Genomic DNA, 22,978 nt, shown 5'->3' with positions numbered 1-22,978 from the left:
TTTTTTCTTGCTTTTTGTCATTAAAAACGATATGATTAGTACAATGAAATGTCGCACTGATTTGTGAATATAAGGAGGATTATCGTATTGGCAGATGATCGTAAAGCAGCCTTAGATGCTGCGTTGAAAAAAATTGAAAAGAACTATGGGAAAGGCTCGATCATGAAACTTGGCGAAAAAATCGACCAACAAGTTTCGACTATCCCAAGTGGTTCTCTTGCATTAGATGTTGCTTTAGGTGTTGGTGGTTACCCACGAGGACGTATCATTGAAGTATATGGTCCTGAAAGTTCAGGTAAGACAACCGTTGCCTTGCATGCAATCGCTGAAGTACAAAAAAATGGCGGAACAGCCGCTTTTATCGATGCTGAGCATGCCTTAGACCCACAATATGCTCAAAAATTAGGGGTAAACATTGACGAATTACTTCTTTCACAACCAGATACTGGGGAACAAGGACTAGAAATCGCTGATGCGCTTGTATCAAGTGGTGCAGTAGATATCGTAGTAGTCGATTCGGTTGCAGCTTTAGTTCCACGTGCTGAAATCGATGGAGAAATGGGTGACTCTCACGTAGGGTTACAAGCTCGATTAATGTCACAAGCATTGCGTAAACTATCTGGGTCGATCAATAAAACAAAAACGATCGCTATTTTCATTAACCAAATTCGTGAAAAAGTTGGAGTGATGTTCGGTAATCCTGAAATCACACCTGGTGGACGTGCATTAAAATTCTATGCAACGATTCGTTTAGAAGTGCGCCGTGCGGAACAATTGAAACAAGGAACAGACATTGTTGGTAACCGTACGAAGATCAAAGTAGTTAAAAATAAAGTAGCGCCACCATTCAAAATTGCTGAAGTCGATGTGATGTATGGGCAAGGAATTTCTCAAGAAGGAGAATTACTTGATATGGCGGTTGAAAAAGATATCGTTGATAAAAGTGGTGCTTGGTATTCTTACAAAGAAGATCGTATTGGACAAGGTCGTGAGAATGCAAAAAATTACATGTCCACTCATCCTGAAATGATGGCAGAAGTTTCTGCTTTAGTCCGGGCGGCTTATGGGATCGGTGAAGATGTAGAAATACCCGAAGAAACGCAAGCAGAACTTCCTTTAGAGGAATAAGACGAAGTAAGAATAGAAATAATCGAATAACTATTCAAAGGATGTTTGAGCATCGAGAGAACTCGCGTCGTTCAGAGAAAGTGTTTTCCTTTGATATGTTGTCGATTGAATCTAATAAGCCGAAATTTTTTAAAATTTCGGCTTATTTTTTGTCTTTTAAGTAGTCATTTGACTATACTTTCTCCTAAAACATAATGGAAAATGGGGGATGTTTAAGCAGTGACTGACTACATCGACAGAAAGGGACTAATCTACTTAAATGAAAGGATAACATGTTACTTAAAAGTCATTTTTTGTTCTTAATTTTCATTAATGCAAAATTATTTGTTCTTAATATGTTTTGGTTATTATTTAATATTATCTTCTATTCATAAAATGACCTTTAAATGAAAATCGAGAAAGCCGTTTCTTATGTATTTAAAGTTGACACTACGGGGTACAAACATTAGAATAAACTTGTGCATGTTTTTGTACACCTATGCATAAAGCATATTAACAAGTTTAGAGTACTTTATCATAAAAGTTATATAGATGATAAAAATGAAAAAGATAGTATGGAGGTGGATTTTATGGTATTCAATATTCTCCTCGCTATCATCGGTTTAATTGTCGGTCTTGGTTTAGGGTTTATGGTTGCAAAGTCACGTCATGAAAAAGAAATTGCAGGTGCTCAATCATCAGCAGCTGGAATTATTGATAGTGCAAAGAAAGAAGCAGAAACTCTAAAAAAAGAAGCATTGTTAGAAGCTAAGGAGGAAAACCAGAAATATCGTTCTGAAGTGGAGAGTGAGTTGAGAGAAAGCAAGTTAGAATTAAAATCTCAAGAAAATCGTTTAATTCAGCGTGAACAAACGTTGAATCGTAAGGATGACTCATTGGAAAAACGTGAGACCTCACTTGAAAGCAAAGAAGAAGCACTTAGTTCAAAACAGCAATTGATTGAAGAGCGAGAAAAAGACGTTGAAAAGTTGATTGAAGAACAACAAAGAGAATTAGAAAAAATTGCTGGTTTATCTAAAGAAGATGCAAAAGATGTCATCATGAAATCAACTGAAGAAGAATTGAATCATGAATTGACGTTAATGGTCAAAGAATCGGAACAACGTGCAAAAGAAGAAGCAGATCGTAAAGCCAAAAATCTTTTATCGTTAGCGATTCAGCGCTGTGCGGCAGACCAAGTATCTGAAACAACTGTATCCGTAGTAACTTTACCAAATGATGAAATGAAAGGACGCATCATTGGTCGAGAAGGACGAAATATCCGTACACTAGAAACATTGACTGGAATTGACTTGATCATTGATGATACACCAGAAGCAGTGGTCCTTTCAGGTTTTGATCCAATTCGTAGAGAAATCGCTCGGATGACTTTAGAAAAACTGATCCAAGATGGACGGATCCATCCTGCACGAATCGAAGAAATGGTCGAAAAATCGCGTAAAGAAATGGATGAACGAATCCGTGAGTACGGGGAAGAAGCGGCGTTTGAAGTTGGTGCGCATACCCTTCATCCAGATTTGATCAAAATCATGGGTCGTCTTCATTTTAGAACTAGCTATGGACAAAATGTTTTGAAACATTCAGTAGAGGTTGCTAAATTGTCAGGTATACTAGCCGCTGAGTTAGGCGAAGATATCCAATTAGCTAAACGAGCTGGTTTGCTTCATGATATCGGGAAAGCATTAGATCATGAAATCGAAGGTTCTCACGTAGAGATCGGCGCAGAGTTAGCTGCTAAATACAAAGAAAATCCTGTAGTGATCAATGCGATTGCATCTCATCATGGAGATGTTGAAGCAACGTCAGTTATTTCTGTCTTGGTAGCTGCTGCAGATGCCTTATCCGCTGCACGACCAGGAGCTAGAAGTGAATCCTTGGAAAATTATATCCGTCGCTTAAGAAGCTTAGAAAACATTTCAAATAGCTTTGCCGGAGTAGAATCTAGTTTTGCTGTTCAAGCTGGACGAGAAGTTCGGGTTATGGTAAAACCAGAAGAGATCTCTGATTTAGATGCAGTTCGTTTAGTACGAGATATTCGTAAACGAATTGAAGAAGAATTAGATTATCCAGGGCATATCAAAGTCATCGTTATTCGTGAAACGCGTGCGACAGACTACGCTAAGTAAAAAATAAAAGAACGTTACGATTAGTTAGGATAATCGTAGCGTCTTTTTTGTTTTAAACCACTATTTAATCAAGCTTGATCGTTTTAACATTATTTTGATAAGAGGTTGAGCAGCTATAAACATGGTGTGTTAACTTTGAGTTCTAAATTAGCTTCTTAATAAGAAGTAGGCATAATCTAACTAGAGACGATTATTCTATCATTAAAGTAGATCAAAATTATTCTTAATGACTACTAGAAAATCAAACTAGGATGAAGAATAGTTAGGAAATAAAATTTGTTGCATTAGTGTACATTTTGTTAACGAGAAATAAAAGTTGTATAAACTAGTAATATATTGATCTATGAGTTTGAAATCAATTTTATGTACAATTTTTTACTAGGATTTATTGGGTAGAAAGATATAGTTTTTGTTCTTGAAAACACAAGTAATTGATTCTATATGATCTAAATATAGATGAGGTGGGGTAAGCAGATGGATAATTATGAGTTGTTGGAATACAATTTAGCAGAATTTATGACTTCAGATATGCAAGAGGAATTTTTACAATTTTTTCATTTTCAGAATATTAATGAATTTAAGGAACAGTATGTTCATTCAAAAAAACTGCTAAAAGATCAGAACGAAGAGATGTTGAATGAACTAAAAGAATGGAGACAAGTTGATTCAATTGAAAAATTCTCGCAACAAGTAACAATAAAGCTAACTGAGCAATATTTTATGAAGTACCCAAATCTAATAAAATACAAAAATGTTAGCAATAACATTAATAAAAACCTTTGCAAAGATATTCATGAGATTCTTTTGCGAACGATTGTTTATGACTTTAATCTATTAAAGTCACAGTTACAAAAACTCTCTGTGAAAAGTTATATTAGAAATTATTTATCTAATGAGAAATACGTCACAGGTTTGTTTCAAAGATTTCCTGTTTTATTCAATTTAATAGATAAAAAAATCAAAGAAACAATCTGTTACATTTCTGAAGTTATCCAACATGTAGAGTATGATTCAAAGGAAATTAACGAATTGTTTAGTATTCAACTTGATCAAGAAATAGGAGTTGAATTTTCTTTGGGTGATCCGCATCTGTCAGGAAAATTTCCACTCGTGATAACAGGTAAAAAGAATAAAATTATTTATAAACCACGAAGTAATTACAATGATTTATTATTTGGAGAATGCGTTGCTTTATTTAATAAAAATAATTTTAACAAACAACTAGCACAAATAAAATTATTGAATCGTAAAACGTATTCTTGGTCAGAATTTATTGTAAGTGATCCTTGTCAATCAGAAGAAGAAGTTCAAGATTTCTATTATAAAATGGGGGCAATTATTGCAATTCTTTTCTATTTAAATGCTTCGGATATTCATCTTGAAAATCTAATTGCAAGTGGTGGTTCACCCATGCTCATTGATTTAGAATGCTTGTTTAACAATTTAGATCGTATGGAAGCATTATCTGTAAATGATAAGATACATGAAATTTTGACTAATTCTGTTCTTAATTCTGGAATTGTACCTATGTACAACGAATTTTTTAAAGATGATATTTCGGCTTTAGGAAGCCATGAAAACTTATTCCAACGTTTTTCAGTACCACAATTGATTGTTTCAGAAGATGATTTAGAAATTAAATTCACTGAAAATTCTGATGAATTTAAATATTCATATTCTAATGTTCCGATGTATCATGGACAAAATTATCGTTTTTTAGACTATAAGCAACAGATCTATCAAGGATTTACAGAAACATTTCACCTATTTTTGGATAAAAAATCAGAGCTGATTGATATTGTTGAGCGCTATAAAAATGATATTACTATCCGACATTTAATAAAACCAACAGCAACTTACAGTAAAATAGCGACTTTAAGTTATCATCCTAGGTTCTTGACAGCACCGTTTGATCGCTTGTTATTTGTCTATTCTCAAATGGTAAGATTTGGTTCTACACCATTTCTTACCTATGAAATTGAGGACATACTAGAGGGGGATATCCCTTATGTTTTTTCAAAACTTAACTCAAATACACTTAACATTTCAAAAAAAATGACATTTACGAATAACAGTCGTATAGATTTCTTAACACTATGGAAAAAAAAGATCCATTCTCTTAGTGAGAAAGATTTAAACTACCAATTAAATATTTTGCAAAAAAGCTTTGGAGATAAAAATATTACGTTAGAAAATCTTTTTATAATTGGAGAAAAAAATGATGAGATTAAGACTTTAGAATCTTACATCCATAGTAAAAGGATAGTACACAATAAGCAGGTGACGTGGCTTCATACCGGTTATGAAGATTTAACAAAAGACAAAGATTTTAAAATTCGTTTAAAACTGCAGCCAATGAATAACAGTTTGTATAATGGGAAAATTGGTGTAGCAATCACTTACTATTATTTATGGAAAACAAAAAATGATTTTGATTACAAAAACAGATTTCTATTAATATTGAATGATTTACTTGATCATTTTGATTTATCTAATCAAAAAAATTATGATATAGGGGTTTTTTCTGGATTAGGTGGTTATATCTATTTATTTAATTTGATTGCTCCATCCTTGCGAACATCAAAACTGATCGCAATTGAGCAAGATATCCTTCAATATCTGGGACAAAAAATAAAAAAAGACAAAATTCTGGATATTATGAGTGGTACGGCGGGGTTATTACTACTTTTTTGTAATATTTATAAAAAGAGCCCTAATAAAGAATTAAAAAAATTAATTGGACTTTGTGTGGAGAATTTATTAAATAATTTAATAGAATCAGAGGGAAAAGGAAGTTATTGGGAATCCTCTGTAGAAAAGAAACTTATTTTAGGTTTTTCTCACGGAACATCAGGTATTCTTTATGCTTTAGCGATTTATGAAGAGTTATTTTCGGTAACCAAAATAAAAGAAACGATTGGCGCAGTTACCTTATTTGAAAACCAACATCGTAAAAACGGTGTGTGGTTTGATACAAGAGGAGAAAAATGGATTGAGCAAAATACTTTTTATTGTAATGGTCTTGTAGGAATGCTTACTCATCGATATCTTATGGAAGGAGAAAGCCCAGAGGAGCTATTATATTTTGCTCGATTAAAAGAAGAATTAAACAAAGAACGTGTAGATAGTTGCTTATGTCATGGCTTTTTAGGAAATATGTGGCTTTACCGTCATTTCTTCATTCATCATAATATAAAGTCATATGCGTTCTTACTCGATGATTGGAATGCATACTTAGACAAACGAACAATTAATGAAAGTTGTTTAGAAGACGAGTTTCTAGATGTTGGTTTGATGACCGGTCTTTCCGGGGTGATTTTGGGATTGTTAGCGTTGGAGAACCCTAACATACCAAACATACTTTTATTCGATTTATAGATAAATCCTTCAATCGAAAATACGAATGAAGAGATAGGATCTGATTGAATAATAGATTGATAAGTGTAACAAACAGTTGATGACAATAAAAAATGATTGATCAACTTGAAAGGAGGTGAAGAAAATGGCAGTAGGACTATTAATGAAAGCAGGCAATGTTTCTGAAGAATTAGCAGTATTAAACAACGAACATAGTTTGAATGCTTCGCTAGATACCATCTGCGGAACAATGGGTAGCCTTGGTTGTGGTAGTTTTGGTTGTGGCTCTTTATCTAGCTGTTGCTAAAATATATACGGATGAAAGGTTTCAGAGGTTTTATTGTGAATATTGAAAAATAATAATTCAGAATGAAGAGTCTGAATCTGGGACATTAATCAGAAAAAATCTGATTAATGTCCTACTTTTTTTAGTAAAAAGATTCCTTCAGACTCATTCGTTTTATTTCTTATCCAGCATTTCTCGATCTTTTTCGATCGTTGTATTGATCCCTTTGATAATAGCAGGAATGAAGCCAGCTTCTTCTAAAGCCACAACACCTGCAACCGTTGTTCCGCCAGGGGAAGAAACCTGGTCAACTAGCTCCCAAGGGTTTTCATCACTTGCTAGGAATTTTTGACAAGATCCCATAATAGCTTTGGCAGCGATCTCGGTTGCCATTTTTTTAGGTAAGCCATTAAAGACACCCGCACGACCCATGGCATCGATCAACATATAAATAAATGCTGGTGAACTACCGGCTAACCCAATAAACGTACTGAAATCACCTTCTGCCAGTGGATAGACACTGCCGATCGCTTCAAAGATTTGCGTTGCTTCTTTGAATTCCTCATATGTGACATGATGATTTTTACAGATAGCAGAGACACCTGCACCCACACTAACGTTTACGTTTGGCATGACACGAATGATTTTCGCTTCGGGGTCATTTAGGGCTTTTTCCAGATCATGTAATGATTTTCCTGAAGCAATTGAAATAAAGAGACATTTCTGACTATATTTTCTTAAATCCTTCAGTACTTGGTCAATGATTTTAGGTTTGACTGCCAGTAAAATGACATCTACTTGTTTTGCGACTTCTTGATTTGTTTGACAGGCGGTTACACCAGTTGCTTCTGCAAAACGTTGTGCATTTTCGAAATGACCACTTGAGACAAAAATATCTTCTTTAGCCACTGTTTCGTGTTCAATCAAGCCGTTAATGATTGCTTGCGCCATATTACCTGTTCCAATGAATCCAATTTTCATGTTATCCTCTCCTTTTGTTTTAGCATAGCTTTCTTTTCAATGAAGGGCAAGCAAAGAATAAAGCGTGTGGATAGATACATAAACAGGTGAAACTAGTGCATAAGTGGTAAAAATAAGGTAAATAAGCTAACATTGATTTATAAATTGAAAGTTTTCAAGTAAGGATGGTAAAGTGTGAAAAATAAAAGTCATACGGCATTTCAGTGGTTGAAAAATCATAGCTTGATTTTAAAAATGATTTTTTTTGGATCTATTATAGTTTTCGTTGCCAATCAAGTCGTAAATATTGCAAATGGAATGAGTTGGCAAGATATTTGGCAAACTATGCGACAACAAAGTTATGTTACGCTGTGTTTAATGGTTTTAGTGGGGTTGATCGGTGTTTTGCCAATGTTGTTGTATGACTGGGTGACGATTCGCGTGTTGGAAAAACAAGGGAAGCCTAAAATGAAGCGTCACGATTTTATCTTAGCTGCTTTTATTACGAATACAATTAACAACTTAGCGGGCTTTGGAGGAATTGTTGGAGCCAGTCTTAGAGCAAATTTTTATGGAAAAGAAACAAATCGGAAAATGGTACTTGCTACCGTTTCTAAAGTTGCATTATTTATGTTGACTGGTTTATCATTATGGTCATTTCTAACGTTCATTGATGTTTTTTTTCTACAAACTACTAGTATTTTTAGAAGTTATTGGATTTGGTTACTTGGCGGTAGTGTGATAGCACCGGCTATTTTTTTCTTTGCTTATTTAAAAAGAAGAACATTATTTGCGGAATTCTATCCTAAGGGTCTAGTCGGGTTACTGTTAGCTTCTGTGGGGCAATGGACTGGAGCATTGGTCGTTTTTTTAGCGATTGGTTATTTGATGGATGTAGATATTTCCTTATTTTCGATTTATCCAATGTTTATTATCGCTACGTTAATCGGTATGTTGACAATGGTTCCTGGGGGTGTCGGGACATTTGATGTGTTGATGATCTTAGGTATGAGTCAGTTAGCTGTTCGACAAGATATTGCAGTGGTTTGGTTACTTTATTACCGTTTGTTTTATTATGTGGTTCCTTTTGCGGTTGGCTTATTTTTATTTCTATCACATACTGGAGTAAAAGTGAATCGTTTTTTAGACAATATACCACGACTGCTCTTTCAAAAAATCGCGCATTTTATTTTGGTCACAGCCGTTTATTTTGCAGGGATCATGATGGTGTTACTATCTACGATTACGAATCTTTCTGCGATCAGTCGATTGTTTCAGATTTTATTACCTTTCTCGTTTAATTTTTTAGACCAAACGTTGAATCTATTGATTGGCTTCTTATTGCTTGGGTTGGGAAGAGCGTTAGCAATGAAAGTGAAGAAGGCTTTTTTACCAACTATTGCTTTATTAGCTTTTGGAATCATTAATACAGTTACCCGAACATTATCTTGGCAATTGATTTTAGTGTATATCTTGATTCTTCTGGCTGTCTGGCTAGCTCGGAAAGAATTTTACCGTAAGAAATTTGTTTATTCATGGGGTGCCATTCTTTTTGATCTATGTTTGTTTGGGTTTCTATTTATCGTCTATGCAATTGCAGGGTATCATAGTGGACGTTTTTGGGTAAATCGATTGACAGCTGATCGCTTTCTCCTGTTCCCATCCGATGAAGTTTGGTTTTCAGGCTTGATTGGTCTAGGGATCTCGCTGTTGGCATTAGTAGCATTGTATCAGTACCTTGCTTCTGAAACGAATGAGTTAGGGTCAGATTTACAAATCGAAAGATTCAAACAGATGTTGACCGTCTATCAGGGGACATCTGCTAGTCATTATCTTCGTTTACCAGGATATAAATATTATTACTATCAACAAAATGGAGAGGATCAAGTCGTCTTTGGTTACCAGATCAAAGGAAATAAATGCTTTGTTTTGGGAGACCCGATTGGCAACCCTAAAATGATTCGTCCTGCTATTACAGAATTTATGCAAAAAGCTGATTGCTTAGGGTATCAAATTGCTTTTTACAAGATCTCAGAAAAATATGTGGTAATGTTGCATGAATTAGGTTTTCATTTTACAAAAGTCGGCGAGGTAGGAATGGCAGATTTGACTACAGAAGAAATGCCTTGGGTCAATCAACAGCTAGAGTACCAACGTCTAACTAATGAAGGCTATCATTTCACTTGGTACGAACAATTACCTGAGGAATTATTAGCTGCGGTGAGTGAGGTTTCGGATCAGTGGTTACATGGTGCGAGAGAAAAGCATTTTTCTGTTGGGCGTTTTGACAAATCTTATCTGTTAGCCAGCGGTGTTGGAGTGGTACGCAAAGAACAAAAAGTGGTCGGATTTATTACAGAGCAACCAATATCTGAAAGTCAAGCAGGCTATGATCTATTACGTGTATTGCCAGATGAACCTGCTGAACTATCCGATTATTTATTAGTCAATCTATTTGTTGTCTACCAAGAAAAGGGCTATCTTGAGACAAATCTTGGTTTAGCTCCGTTAGCAAATGTAGGGGAAACAGACTTTGCATTCTTTCAAGAGCGCATCATGCATATTGTTTATAATTATGGTAGTTTCTTTTACTCCTTTCAATCGACCTATGAAGAAAAACTGCGCTATGTCACTCGCTGGGAAGGTCGCTATTTTGCTTACATGAAGGGAAGCAGTTTTACATTTGCCACATTACAGTTGTTTATACTAATTGGGAAGGGAAAAGAAAAAAGTATCAGTTTTGCAGAAGAAGTATTAACGGAATTGTAAATTGCGTAAATAGAGGAATAACTGGTGACGTGTTTTAGCTACCTATAGTTTAAAACGTGAAAAAGCGATTGACGGTAGCTAGAGAAAATGAATGTGGTCGAAGGATGGTTTGTTTTATCTGTAGACAGAAAAGGTCTGAGAAAACCGCTAAGATCGTAAACACGTCACTCGTATGAGCTATACTTTTATTTTTCTCTGTGATAGAATACTTGCGACTTAGACTTTTTGAATGGGTGAGAGGATGGAACTGATAGAAAAAGCACCAGCTAAGATCAATTTGGGATTAGATGTCTTGTACAAGCGTCCCGATGAGTATCACGAGCTGGAAATGGTAATGTCGAGTGTAGATTTAGCAGATCACTTATTCTTTGAAGAGATACCTGAGGATCGAATCATCGTAGAAACGAATAAGGCATTTTTGCCAGTAGATCAACGAAATAACGTTTATCAAGCAGCAACATTGCTTAAGAATAAGTATCATATCAAAAAAGGCGTAAAAATATTTGTGAAAAAAAATATTCCAGTTGCAGCTGGACTGGGTGGGGGCAGCACAGATTGTGCAGCTGCACTGAGAGGGATCAATCAACTATGGAATCTCGGTTGTTCTCTGGAAGAATTAGCTGAGATTGGTTTGGAAGTTGGTACGGATGTGCCTTATTGTGTTTATGGTAATACTGCGTTTGTTGGCGGCAAAGGAGAAGTGGTCCAAGTTCTCCCTTCAATGCCTCAGTGTTGGGTAATCTTGGTGAAACCTAAAATGAGTGTTTCGACTAGGACCGTCTTCAAAGAAGTAGATGCGCAAAAAATCCAGCATCAGAACATTCCTAGACTAGTGGAGGCAATCCAGCAACAAGATTACCATACGATGATTCAATACATGGGAAATAGTTTAGAAGATGTTACCGGCAAACGTCATCCAATTATCCATCAAATCAAAGAACGCATGTTAAAGTATGGGGCAGATGCCGCTTTGATGAGCGGAAGCGGACCGACAGTCTTTGCCTTATGTCAACATTATTCAAGAGCACAAAGAGTCTATAACGGGCTGAAAGGTTTCTGTGATGAAGTATATTTAGTACGCACGTTGTAAAATAGGCCAGAACTAGTTGTTGCTAAGAGATGAAGAATAAAAAATCTCAAAACAGAAGAAGCTGTTTTGAGATTTTTTTGAGTTGGTTGCAGCTTAGCTACTCTAAACGTTATTTATTCTATTTAGAAATTGGAAAAAATGGACTAGAAAGCTTGTTTTGCTCTCAGTAACATGAACAAACTATCATTCATTTTACGGTTTACATTGAATTTGTTCGTATAAATCAGAAATTGAAGGATTTCTATTGACTCTATTTTTTTATTCTGATACATTAAGTTCCGTTGATAAATCGTAATTTTACGATTTGTTCGAAAGGAGAGTCTTATGAAAAAATATATGATTGGTATAACACTAGCTGTAGGGATGTTTTTATTAGCGGCTTGTGGTGGTACGAACCAAAAGGATTCAAAGAAAAATGAGTTAACGATTGTTACGACCTTTTATCCGATGTATGAATTTACGAAAGAAGTAGTTGGAAATGAAGGAAACGTCAAGTTGTTGATCCCGTCTGGGACTGAACCGCATGATTTTGAACCTAGTGCAAAACAACAAGCAGAAATCGCTGATGCGGATGTGTTTGTTTATAATAGTCCAGATATGGAATTTTTTGTTGACTCATTGAAAGATTCTGTCGATACGAATAAAACATTGATGATTGAAGCAGCTAAAGGAATTGATCGTCTGAAATCAGCAGAAGAAGACCATGACCATGATCATGAACATGAAGAAGCTTCTTCTGAAAGTCATTCGCATGAGTATGATCCACATATTTGGTTAGATCCTGTGTTAGCAATCAAAGAGGTCAAAACAATTGCTTCAGAGCTTGGGAAAAAGTATCCTGATAAAAAGGCAACTTTTGATAAAAATGCGGATGCTTATATCAAAAAATTAGAAAACCTGAACCAAAAATATACGGATGCACTCAAAGATGCCAAAAACCGCACGTTTGTGACGCAACATGCCGCATTTGCGTATTTAGCGAATCAGTATGATTTACACCAACAAGCGATTGCAGGGGTAACGCCTGATCAAGAACCCACACCAAGCCGCTTAGCTGAACTAAAAGATTTTGTGAACAAAAATAAGATCAAAGTGATTTACTTTGAAGAAAATGCATCATCCAAAGTGGCGGAAACATTGTCGAAAGAAACGGGTGTTAAATTAGAAGTATTGAATCCATTAGAGAGTCTGACAAGTGAACAAATCAAAGCCGGCGAAAATTATATTTCGGTAATGGAAGAGAACTTAAAAGCGTTAAAAGAAAGTATTAATTAAGAACGGAGGCATTTCGCGTGCATTATATCGAAATATCCGATTTGACTTTTTATTATGATGAAGAACCTGTATTAGAAGATGTGTCTTATCACGTTGATGCAGGAGAGTTCGTTATTCTAACAGGAGAAAACGGTGCAGCAAAATCAACATTGATCAAAGCTTCCTTAGGCTTGTTAAAACCTTCTAAGGGAACAGTGAAAATCGCCCCCAAAAATCAAGAAGGACAAAAATTAAGTATTGGTTACATTCCCCAACAAGTGGCATCTTTTAATGCTGGCTTTCCAAGTACAGTCTTAGAATTGGTTCGTTCCGGTCGCTATCCGAGAGGACGTTGGTTCAAACGACTTTCTGAAAAAGATCATCAGCATGTTAAACGAGCTTTAGAATCTGTTGGAATGTGGGAGATGCGTCATCGACGGATCGGAGAATTATCCGGTGGACAGAAACAACGGATTAGCTTAGCCCGTATTTTTGCGACTGACCCAGATTTATTTATATTGGATGAACCGACAACGGGAATGGATGAAGAATCTCGTAATGAATTTTATCGACTATTGCGTCATAGTGCCCATGAACATGGCAAGGCAATTTTGATGATTACTCATGATCATGAGGATATCAAGCAATATGCAGATCGACAAATTCGTTTGGTAAGAAAGGAGGATTCTCCATGGCGTTGCTTTCATATGAATTCATGAGACGAGCTTTTTTAGCAGCCATTTTTATTGCGGGGATTGCTCCAATGTTAGGTGTCTTTTTAGTGATCCGAAGACAATCATTGATGGCAGATACATTGTCACACGTTTCGCTGGCAGGGGTGGCATTTGGTTTCTTTTTGAATATCAATCCAACGTTGACTACGATGTTCGTAGTAATATTAGCTGCGGTGATTTTAGAATATTTACGTACGATTTATCGTACTTACTCAGAAATTTCAATTGCGATCTTAATGGCTGGCGGACTGGCGCTGGCATTAGTTTTGATGAATCTTAGTGGTGGAAACTCAGCCACAAGTATCCAATCGTACCTCTTTGGCTCGATTGTGACGATTACTTGGGATCAAGTTATCTTTTTGGGTGTATTATTTGTTATTATTGGTTTCTTATTCTTTTTGTTCAAGCGACCAATGTACGTGCTGACTTTTGATGAAGATACCGCCCATGTTGATGGTCTGCCTGTTCACCGTATGTCAATGCTGTTCAACGTGATCACGGGTGTTGCGATTGCTGTCATGATTCCAATTGCCGGGGCATTATTGATTTCAGCAATTATGGTCCTGCCTGCAGCGATCGGTATGCGCTTAGGCAAAAGTTTCAATGTGGTGATTGCCATTAGTATCGGTGTTGGCTTTATCGGCATGTTATCGGGACTAACAAGTTCCTTTTATCTAGATACGCCACCGGGTGCGACGATCACGCTAGTCTTTATCGTGTTGTTTCTTGTGGTCAATTTGTTCAAGCGGGTGCTTGTTTCCATTAAGCGAAAAAATAAATAAAAAATCAAAAAGAAAAGTGATGAAAACGAAAAATTTTCATTGCTTTTTCTTATATTTAGATAAATACCGAACTATTTAACTTATTTTCTTACAAAATGCTCGAATTTTTAAATGAAAACTTATATAATGTAAAACGATATAATTTCTTAAAAGGAGCTGAAATATGTGAAAGTACGTCGCAGTGAACGTCTTGTTGATATGACTCAGTATTTATTAGATCATCCTCACGAATTAATTTCATTGACAAGTTTTGCCGAACGTTATGAATCTGCTAAATCTTCGATCAGTGAAGACTTGGCAATTATCAAAAAAACATTTAAGGAACGAGGGTATGGTACCCTAGAAACAATTCCAGGTGCCGCTGGTGGGGTTTTATTTATACCAGAGATTTCTTACGAAGAAGCCAAAAAATACATTGAGTCGTTAGCTGAACGATTGTCTGAACAAGATCGTTTGTTGCCTGGAGGTTATGTTTATCTATCCGATTTACTAGGTGAGCCCGAATTATTGCGCCAAGTTGGAAAAATCATTGCTTCTAAGTATTTAGGTGAAAAAATCGATGCAGTGATGACAGTTGCTACGAAAGGCGTGCCGATCGCGCAAGCTGTGTCCTATTATTTAAATGCACCGTTTGTTATCGTACGCCGTGATTCAAAGATCACAGAAGGATCGACAGTTAGTGTGAATTATGTTTCTGGTTCTTCTGAACGAATCGAAAAGATGGAATTGTCAAAAAGAAGTCTTAAACGGGGTTCTCGTGTCCTAGTCGTTGATGATTTTATGAAAGGCGGCGGCACAGTCAATGGAATGAAGAGCTTGATCGAAGAGTTTGAATCTGAACTTGTAGGAATCACCGTTTTTGCAGAATCCAAATTTAATGGTCATCGTGCAATTGACGATTATACTTCATTACTATACGTGAAAGATGTCGACACGAAGACCAAAAACATTACAGTTGTACCAGGAAATTATTTCAAAGATTAGAGATTGAAAATTTATTTATTTGCCGATCAATAATAGCTGGAAGAGATTGTGACAGAAGTGTCCAGCTCTGAGAAATAAGCCGGAGAATCCGAAAATAGTTTCACCTATTTTGGGAATTCTTTGGCTTATTTTCGATAGAAACACTACAGCAACCAGCAACAACAAATCAGATATCCAGCTGTTATCTGTCAGATGAGAGAAATTCGTTCTCCTTTTTCATATAACCCTATTTTTCTCTCACTATTGTTGATTGACTAATTGATTTTTTAACCCCAAAGATAAAAATGGTCTAGTTACAAATATAGTCTGCTTGGTTGAAAAATTGAGTAGAGTGGGCTAAACTTAAAACCATCAAATACAATTAGGAGTGACGCAGTTGGACGCACGTTATGCAATCATTTTGGCAGCGGGAAAAGGAACTCGCATGAAGTCAAAATTATATAAAGTTTTACATCCAGTTTCAGGACAGCCGATGGTGGAACATATTATCAATCGAGTAAGTGAAACCAACCCAGATCAAATCATCACGATCGTCGGGCATGGCGCTGAGCAAGTAAAGGCACAGTTGGGTGAACGTAGTGAATACGCTCTGCAAGCAGAACAACTTGGTACAGGTCATGCAGTATTACAAGCCGCATCTTTTTTACAAGGGAAAGAAGGCACGACACTGGTGATCAGTGGCGACACACCGCTTTTAACCACTGAAACATTGAACAATTTATTTGAGTATCACCAAGGAAAAAATGCGAGTGCCACAATTCTAACCGCACAAGCCGAAGATCCAACTGGATATGGCCGTATCATTCGTGACCATATTGGGATCGTTGAAAAAATCGTTGAGCAAAAAGATACTACACCAGAAGAAGCATTGGTCCAAGAAATCAATACAGGAACTTATTGTTTTGACAATCAAGCTCTGTTTGAAGCATTGAACAAAGTAGGAACAGACAATGCACAAGGGGAGTACTACTTGACCGATATCATTGAAATCCTCAAAGATGCTGGAAAAACAGTAGCAGCTTATCAGACAGAAGACTTTGACGAATCAATGGGAGTCAATGATCGTATTGCATTAGCTAAAGCTAATGAATTGATGCGCCAAAGAATCAACAAAATGCATATGGTCAATGGTGTAAGTTTTGTTGATCCAGCAACGACTTATATTGATGCCGGGGTAGAGATTGGTTCTGATACAGTGATCGAAGCAGGCGTCCAACTTCAAGGTAAAACCGTCATTGGATCAGATTGCGTGATCGGTGCCCATTCTCGAATCGTAGATAGTGTGATTGAAGATCATGTGGTAGTTGAACATTCTGTGATCGAAAAAAGTCTTGTGAAAAGTCATGCGGACGTGGGACCATTTGCTCATTTACGACCAAAAGCAGAAATTGGTGAAGGTGTCCATATTGGTAATTTTGTGGAAGTCAAAAATGCTGAAATTGGTAAAAATACCAAAGTTGGTCATTTGACTTATGTCGGTGATGCTACATTAGGTGAAGAAATCAATGTTGGTTGTGGCGTGGTCTTTGTGAATTACGATGGGAAAAACAAGCACCGCACAACAATTGGGGATCATAGTTTTATCGGTTCTAATGCAAATATCATTGCCCCAGTGGAAATTGCTAAAAATACATCAGTAGCTGCAGGGTCAACAATCACAGAGGATATCCCTGAATATGCTATGGCAATTGCCCGTGCAAGACAGGTCAATAAAGAAGAGTATGCTAAAAAACTCCCTTATTTAAACTAAGACTTTTGTAAAACCCCTTGATTTATTCAGAAAATATGACTAGTATTTAATAGGTAGAATTCTAGAGTTGTGAAAAAGAAAGTGGAGGTCCCCATGTCAAAACATTACTTTGACCCAAGATTAAAAATTTTTGCGTTAAATTCAAATCGCCCGTTAGCAGAAAAAATTGCTGCAGCTGTCGGTGTCGAATTGGGTAAATCATCGGTTACTCAATTTAGTGATGGAGAAATCCAAGTGAATATTGAAGAAAGTATTCGCGGATCACATGTTTATGTTATTCAGTCAACGAGTAGTCCTGTAAATGATAATTTAATGGAATTGCTGATCATGATTGATGCCTTGAAACGTGCCAGTGCAAAAACGATTAACGTAGTAATGCCTTACTATGGATATGCACGTCAAGATCGTAAAGCTCGTGCCAGAGAACCAATCACTGCAAAACTTGTGGCGAACATGATTCAAAAAGCTGGAGCAACTAGAATGTTGACGCTTGATTTGCATGCTGTCCAAATCCAAGGATTCTTTGATATTCCTGTTGATCACTTGATGGGTGCACCATTGATTGCAAATTATTTCTTAGAAAAAGGGATTAAAGGGGACGATGTAGTAGTTGTATCACCTGACCATGGTGGTGTAACTCGTGCGCGTAAATTGGCTGAATTTTTAAAAGCACCAATTGCGATCATTGATAAACGCCGTCCAAAAGCAAACGTAGCAGAAGTAATGAATATTATTGGGCAAGTAGAAGGAAAAACTTGTGTATTGATTGATGATATGATCGATACAGCAGGGACGATTACCTTAGCGGCTAATGCACTAAAAGAAGCAGGCGCAGTAAGTGTCTATGCATCATGTACACATCCAGTATTATCTGGACCAGCTTTACAGCGTATTGAAGATTCTGCGATTGAACGCTTAGTTGTAACAGATTCGATCTATCTGCCAGATGACCGTAAGATCGAAAAAATCGATGAAGTAAGTGTCGGTGGTTTGATGGGTGATGCAATTAAACGTATCCACGAAAACAAACCTGTTAGTCCATTGTTTGAAACAAAAAAATAAGAATTAAAAAATTGAATAGTATCACAAAGGGGAGCCTTATGAGGCTGAGATTGAAGTTTTTCTAAACCCTTCGTACCTGTATCGGTTATGCGAGCGTAGGAATTGTGACGATCAATTGACGTTAGTCATGTAACGTTGGTTGTAGAAGTATGTTGTATTTACTTCCTCCTTTGTGATTTCAAATGAACGGAGGAAGTTTTTTTATGGAGAAAAAATATAAAGTATGGATTGAGGGGACACTTGTAGCTGCACTAGCGATGGTGTTATCCTTTATTCCTCTTCAAATAGGTAGTAGCTTTGAGATTTCATTAGGACAGATTCCACTGACATTGTTTGCGTTAAGAAGAGGCTGGAAGGCAGGGATTTTATCAGGATTTATTTGGGGGATTTTACATTTTCCAACAGGACAAGTGTATTATCTCAGTGTCATTCAAGTATTGATCGAGTATCCGATTGCTTTTACCTTTGCAGGATTTGCAGGAGTGTTCGCTAAAAGGCTGCAAAACAGTCTAACGATGGGCAATAAAAAAGGGATGACAACCACTATTATATTAGGAACTTTAGTTGGTGTTGGTGCTAGATATTTCTGGCATTTTGTCGCAGGCGTCGTTTTTTGGGGAAGTTATGCTTTGTGGGGAATGAATCCATGGCTCTTTTCTTTAGTCATGAATGGTGCAAGTGCCTTGGCTACAGGAATTGTTACAATGGTTGTTTTGCTTGGGATCGGTCGGACAGTTCCAGCTTTGTTCATCGGGAAAAAATAAACGAAAAGAGCCTCAGTCACTATAAAAGTGTCTAGGCTCTTTTTTTATAAGTATAAAATGATGGAACATCCAAGCATCAGCTTAAAGGAGTATAGTTGAGTTCCGCAGCTTCTCCTACAAGCTCCCAGCGTTTTTCTTCTGCATGATAAACTAAGGTGCCAATTGCTTCTTCATCAAGGTATCTTGTTCCTTTTAGCTTCCAAATATAATCTTCAATGACATAGATCGGGATATGATAATCGTTATCGATCAATCCACCTTGTTCAAAAGAAAAAATGATTCCTTCTTGCATCAAATTACGCATATTCTTCAGTAATTCCACACTAATTTTTTCGACCGGAATATCTCGTTTGAAAAACGATTTTTTCTCATTGATTTTTTTTGACAAGATGATACTTAGTTTATTGGCAAAGATCCGATAAAATTCATCTAAATAGCGGTAATAGATTCGTTCTAATTGATCGTTAAGATCGAAGTAGACGAAATTATTTTGTAATTTATAAAAAAATGGTGAGTGAAGATGGGTCTTCATGTGTCCAAAATATAACAATTCTGAAATTTCTAATGGCGTTAATTCTTTCAGCATCGTTAAGTCGTTAAAATCGATCCATTTTAAATCACTCGAATGATTACGATTACGTGCAGAAGAGAAAAAGCGTTGGATATTTTCTGTTCCACGAATCACTTTCAACCCAGTATGGGATTCGTATTCACCAGCATTTTCTGAAGGATCTAATAACAATAAATTTTGTGGGAAATGCACGATGTTGTTTGAAAAATCACTAATAGTCAGCCCCTTAGTCACAACCGCATTGCTAGTAGTATCAATATGTACATAAACTGACTCAGACATCATGCTCCTCCTCTCACTCATTATCACTTTCATTTTACAACATTTATTAAAAAAAAGCTTGTTTCTTTTATTTTAAAATTCCATTACAAAATCACTTTTTTTGTGATAAACATGGACATTTTCATTGTTTTTGTATAAATGGATGGAATGGATTTTGTTATAGCTTTTACAAGAACAATGTATTCATTTTAGTATTTCTCAAAAAAATAGTATACTTTAAAAGAATATATTTGTCTTGTTATAATAAAAAAGGAGAAGATTATGCTGATTCAACAAGTGTACGGTTCAGAAAAAACAGTCCTCTACTCTACACTTCAACGAGCCAAACAATTGCTACCCTTTTATGCTACCCATCAGGAAAGCCGTGATGCCTTTTGGTTGGCAACAAAGAAAAGGCAAGCTTGGCGGATGATCGGTAACAAACATACCCTTTATTTTATTGCCGAACGAACCAGTGAACAATGGCTGATTAAAAATGTGCTAGTGGTGGGTGACATGCCTGGTTGGACGCTTTTTTTTAAAGAGATAGAGTGGTGTTCCCGTTTTTATTTCAAAAAATATTGTTCTTTTCAATGGATTGAACCACTGTCGACATATTGGCAGACACTCCTATCTCATCATGGTTATACGCAAGACAATCAGTTGGCTCAGACAATCTGGCAAAAAAAACTGACCTATCATATTGGTTTAGTATTAGGTGGCGGTGGCGCTCATGGTGCCTATCAAATCGGTGTTTGGCAAACGTTAAAAGAACATCAGATTCATTTTGAAGTAATTACGGGAACTTCAGTTGGTGCGTTAAACGGTGTATTGATCTTGCAAGATGATTTATCGCAAGCTCTTTCTTTATGGCAATCCCTCGCAACGAATCAAGTATTACAGCTACCAGAAACTGCATTATCAGAAGATCTACGGAAAAGGTTTATCCAAGAAACACGGCAAATGACGAGAGCAGCAATTATCAAGGGGGGAGCCTCAATCACCCCTTTGGAAAAGTTACTCAAAAGTAAATTAGATGCTGAGAAGATTTTAAAAATGAAAAGTCCTCGTTTATTTACCGTTTCGACTCGACTTCCTGATTTTAAAGAAGTGGTGACACCGATCCAGCAATTGGCAAGCAATGAAATTGCTGATTGGATCCTAGCTTCGGCCTCGTTTTATCCCGCTATGAGTTATCGAAACATTGCTGGACAAAAATATATTGATGGTGGTTATCGAAATAATTTGCCTGTGGATGTAGCAATTAAAGAAGGGGCAACGGAGTGCTTAATAGTAGATGTGGATGGTCCCGGAGTGACTAAGAAGATTACGTTACCAGAAGAGACTGTTCCATGGCTCTGCCGCTCTAATTGGTCATTGGGAACCTTCTTAATTTTTGATCGGCAGAGAAACCAATTCAATCTCCAATTAGGCTATCTGGAAATGAAAAAAAAGTTAGGTGATTTTGAGGGGAATTGGTATACGTTCTATTCAACGAAACTTGCAGAACAATATTGGCGTAAATTTTTAAGCTATCTAGTGAATGATCTTCAGCTAGAAACAACTTTTGTTCAACAACCAAAATTTTGGCAAACTCTGCGTAATATATATAAAGACAGGGTAGTAATTGAAACATGCGGGGTGGCGATGCTTGAACTATTAGCCAAAAAAAAGCTCGTTTTACCGAATAAAGTTTATGATGTAGATGAATTGATCGAACAGATCATTCAAAAAGAATCAAGTTCATTTTTCGATCAAATGATTCGAGAGGTCGGACAATTAAATAGTAATGAGTGGCGCAGAGTCCAAAAATACCAAAAAAAGCAAAAGAGTGAACAGGAACAAATCAATGAAATTGCTCATTTAGTTAAACAAAAAAAGAACGAGCAACTTCAATCTAAGCTTCATACGCAGTTATTTGACACCCTATTGAATTTATATTTACTTTATCTAAAGGAGGAACAACCATGGCACAAGAATTTTCCTACGAAATCATAGAAGAGATCGCTGTTTTATCCGAAAATAATAAAGGATGGCGAAAAGAACTGAACCTAGTCAGCTGGAATGGCCGCCCACCTAAATTCGATCTTCGTGACTGGGCGCCCGAACATGAGAAAATGGGTAAAGGGCTTACTCTAACCAATGAAGAATTTGAGGCATTACAAAAAGCTATCGAAAATATGTAACAGAAAGGACCCTGTTGAATGAAAAGTATGACTGGTTTTGGTAAAGCCACCCGTGAAACCGCAGAGTATCAAATAGAAGTTGAGATCAAAAGTGTCAATCAACGCTTTTTAGATATGCAAATACGTAGTCCTAAATTGTTAAATTATCTTGAAAATGATATTCGCCAATTGATGAAACAACATTTAAGTCGAGGTCGAGTCGAAGTTTTTATCAATCTGACGTATTTGGGACAAAATCAAAAACAAGTTTTTGTTGATTGGAATTTGATTGACGAGCTGATGACGAACTTAACTGAAGGAATAACCCAACGTTATGGAGAGAAACAGCAATTACAGATTGGACGTCTATTAGAAACTTTGACAACGAATGAATCTTTTGTCGTGATTGAAGAAAAAAATGAAAACAATATGGATGAACTGACAGCTTTGGTTTTAGAAACGGTCCATGAAGCACTAGCTGAAATTGAAAAAAGTCGCCAAAAAGAAGGGACAGCCTTAGAGGCGATCATTCAGAAAAACAGTGATGAACTGAAACAAGTATTAAATGACTTACAACAATTTGTTGAGTTATACGAACAAGAGTATCAGGAAAAATATCAAAAGAAACTAGAAGATTACTTGGGAGCAACGGTCGATCAACAAAGATTGCTGACTGAACTCGCTATTTTATTAGAGCGAGGAGATATTCATGAAGAATTGGATCGCTTAGTGATCCATATCGGCAAATTGGATGAATTACTTCAAGTAAAACAGCCAGTTGGCAGAGAACTTGACTTTTTGATCCAAGAAATGAATCGAGAAATCAATACGATTGGTTCAAAATCAAGTGCGATTGAAATCAAAAACCAAGTGATCCAGTTAAAAACGATTTTAGAAAAAATCCGAGAACAGATCCAAAATATTGAATAGCAAGG

Annotated in this window: 18 protein-coding genes and 1 riboswitch; of the genes, 16 read left to right on the top strand and 2 right to left on the bottom strand. The window is 36.4% G+C overall.

Translation table 11 applies throughout. The annotated features are described in order from the left end of the window. Nucleotides 1–87 precede the first annotated feature (87 nt). From recA to IGJ11_RS12580, 4 genes are all read left to right on the top strand, one after another. Complete coding sequence (gene recA / locus IGJ11_RS12595) at nt 88–1,128, top strand: recombinase RecA (protein ID WP_010720621.1); 1,041 nt, start codon at nt 88–90, stop codon at nt 1,126–1,128. A gap of 569 nt (nt 1,129–1,697) precedes the next feature. Next, nucleotides 1,698–3,254: a ribonuclease Y gene (gene rny, locus IGJ11_RS12590; protein WP_010720620.1), complete on the top strand. Its 1,557-nt coding sequence runs from the start codon at nt 1,698–1,700 to the stop codon at nt 3,252–3,254. A 474-nt stretch (nt 3,255–3,728) separates the two neighbouring features. Continuing rightward, nucleotides 3,729–6,632 carry a type 2 lanthipeptide synthetase LanM gene (gene lanM / locus IGJ11_RS12585; RefSeq protein WP_438772567.1) on the top strand — a complete coding sequence of 968 codons (2,904 nt, stop codon included), beginning with the start codon at nt 3,729–3,731 and terminating at the stop codon, nt 6,630–6,632. A 124-nt stretch (nt 6,633–6,756) separates the two neighbouring features. Next, nucleotides 6,757–6,918, top strand: coding sequence for a hypothetical protein (locus IGJ11_RS12580; protein WP_010720618.1), 162 nt, complete (start codon nt 6,757–6,759; stop codon nt 6,916–6,918). 153 nt (nt 6,919–7,071) lie between these two features. Here IGJ11_RS12580 and proC read toward each other — a convergent pair whose 3' ends face one another. After that, the gene (gene proC, locus IGJ11_RS12575) at nt 7,072–7,878 is read right to left on the bottom strand and encodes a pyrroline-5-carboxylate reductase (RefSeq protein WP_010720617.1); all 807 of its coding nucleotides are present in this window, start codon (nt 7,876–7,878) and stop codon (nt 7,072–7,074) included. A gap of 234 nt (nt 7,879–8,112) precedes the next feature. Between proC and mprF the strand changes: the two genes are divergently transcribed. The 9 genes from mprF to thiT all read left to right on the top strand — a co-directional run bounded on the left by mprF (nt 8,113) and on the right by thiT (nt 19,046). Continuing rightward, entirely contained in the window at nt 8,113–10,626 is a 2,514-nt protein-coding gene (gene mprF, locus IGJ11_RS12570; protein WP_242697209.1) for a bifunctional lysylphosphatidylglycerol flippase/synthetase MprF, read from the top strand. 241 nt (nt 10,627–10,867) lie between these two features. Further along, nucleotides 10,868–11,716, top strand: a complete 849-nt coding sequence (ispE, locus tag IGJ11_RS12565) for a 4-(cytidine 5'-diphospho)-2-C-methyl-D-erythritol kinase (RefSeq protein WP_014834412.1) — start codon at nt 10,868–10,870, stop codon at nt 11,714–11,716. A gap of 324 nt (nt 11,717–12,040) precedes the next feature. Further along, nucleotides 12,041–12,991: a metal ABC transporter substrate-binding protein gene (locus IGJ11_RS12560; protein ID WP_034700042.1), complete on the top strand. Its 951-nt coding sequence runs from the start codon at nt 12,041–12,043 to the stop codon at nt 12,989–12,991. Nucleotides 12,992–13,008: 17 nt separating this feature from the next. Further along, nucleotides 13,009–13,689, top strand: a complete 681-nt coding sequence (locus IGJ11_RS12555) for a metal ABC transporter ATP-binding protein (RefSeq protein WP_010737272.1) — start codon at nt 13,009–13,011, stop codon at nt 13,687–13,689. Beyond that, nucleotides 13,662–14,486, top strand: a complete 825-nt coding sequence (locus IGJ11_RS12550) for a metal ABC transporter permease (protein WP_207433434.1) — start codon at nt 13,662–13,664, stop codon at nt 14,484–14,486. The genes IGJ11_RS12555 and IGJ11_RS12550 overlap by 28 nt, the downstream gene beginning before the upstream one ends. Nucleotides 14,487–14,651: 165 nt before the next feature. After that, nucleotides 14,652–15,470 carry a pur operon repressor gene (gene purR / locus IGJ11_RS12545; RefSeq protein WP_010720611.1) on the top strand — a complete coding sequence of 273 codons (819 nt, stop codon included), beginning with the start codon at nt 14,652–14,654 and terminating at the stop codon, nt 15,468–15,470. Nucleotides 15,471–15,846: 376 nt separating this feature from the next. Next, complete coding sequence (gene glmU / locus IGJ11_RS12540) at nt 15,847–17,220, top strand: bifunctional UDP-N-acetylglucosamine diphosphorylase/glucosamine-1-phosphate N-acetyltransferase GlmU (protein WP_010737273.1); 1,374 nt, start codon at nt 15,847–15,849, stop codon at nt 17,218–17,220. Nucleotides 17,221–17,313: 93 nt separating this feature from the next. Then, nucleotides 17,314–18,282 (top strand): ribose-phosphate diphosphokinase, encoded by a 969-nt coding sequence (locus IGJ11_RS12535; protein WP_010737274.1) that lies wholly within the window; start codon nt 17,314–17,316, stop codon nt 18,280–18,282. A gap of 17 nt (nt 18,283–18,299) precedes the next feature. After that, a riboswitch (TPP riboswitch) is annotated at nt 18,300–18,401 on the top strand. An 84-nt stretch (nt 18,402–18,485) separates the two neighbouring features. Further along, a complete protein-coding gene (thiT, locus tag IGJ11_RS12530) occupies nt 18,486–19,046 on the top strand; it encodes an energy-coupled thiamine transporter ThiT (protein WP_010720608.1) in 561 nt (186 codons plus the stop codon). Between the two features lie 76 nt (nt 19,047–19,122). Here thiT and IGJ11_RS12525 read toward each other — a convergent pair whose 3' ends face one another. Further along, the gene (locus IGJ11_RS12525) at nt 19,123–19,899 is read right to left on the bottom strand and encodes a hypothetical protein (RefSeq protein WP_010720607.1); all 777 of its coding nucleotides are present in this window, start codon (nt 19,897–19,899) and stop codon (nt 19,123–19,125) included. A gap of 261 nt (nt 19,900–20,160) precedes the next feature. Between IGJ11_RS12525 and IGJ11_RS12520 the strand changes: the two genes are divergently transcribed. From IGJ11_RS12520 to IGJ11_RS12510, 3 genes are read left to right on the top strand one after another with little or no spacing between them, the layout of a single operon-like run. After that, nucleotides 20,161–21,876, top strand: coding sequence for a patatin-like phospholipase family protein (locus tag IGJ11_RS12520; protein WP_207433431.1), 1,716 nt, complete (start codon nt 20,161–20,163; stop codon nt 21,874–21,876). Next, nucleotides 21,846–22,064, top strand: a complete 219-nt coding sequence (locus IGJ11_RS12515) for a YdbC family protein (RefSeq protein WP_010720605.1) — start codon at nt 21,846–21,848, stop codon at nt 22,062–22,064. Before IGJ11_RS12520 ends, IGJ11_RS12515 begins: the two co-directional genes overlap by 31 nt. A gap of 18 nt (nt 22,065–22,082) precedes the next feature. Beyond that, nucleotides 22,083–22,973: a YicC/YloC family endoribonuclease gene (locus IGJ11_RS12510; protein WP_063627638.1), complete on the top strand. Its 891-nt coding sequence runs from the start codon at nt 22,083–22,085 to the stop codon at nt 22,971–22,973. Nucleotides 22,974–22,978: the final 5 nt, after the last annotated feature.

This window comes from Enterococcus sp. DIV0691, assembly GCF_051711145.1.
Taxonomy (GTDB): domain Bacteria; phylum Bacillota; class Bacilli; order Lactobacillales; family Enterococcaceae; genus Enterococcus_B; species Enterococcus_B hirae.
This window is presented reverse-complemented; position numbering and strand designations above follow the sequence as displayed.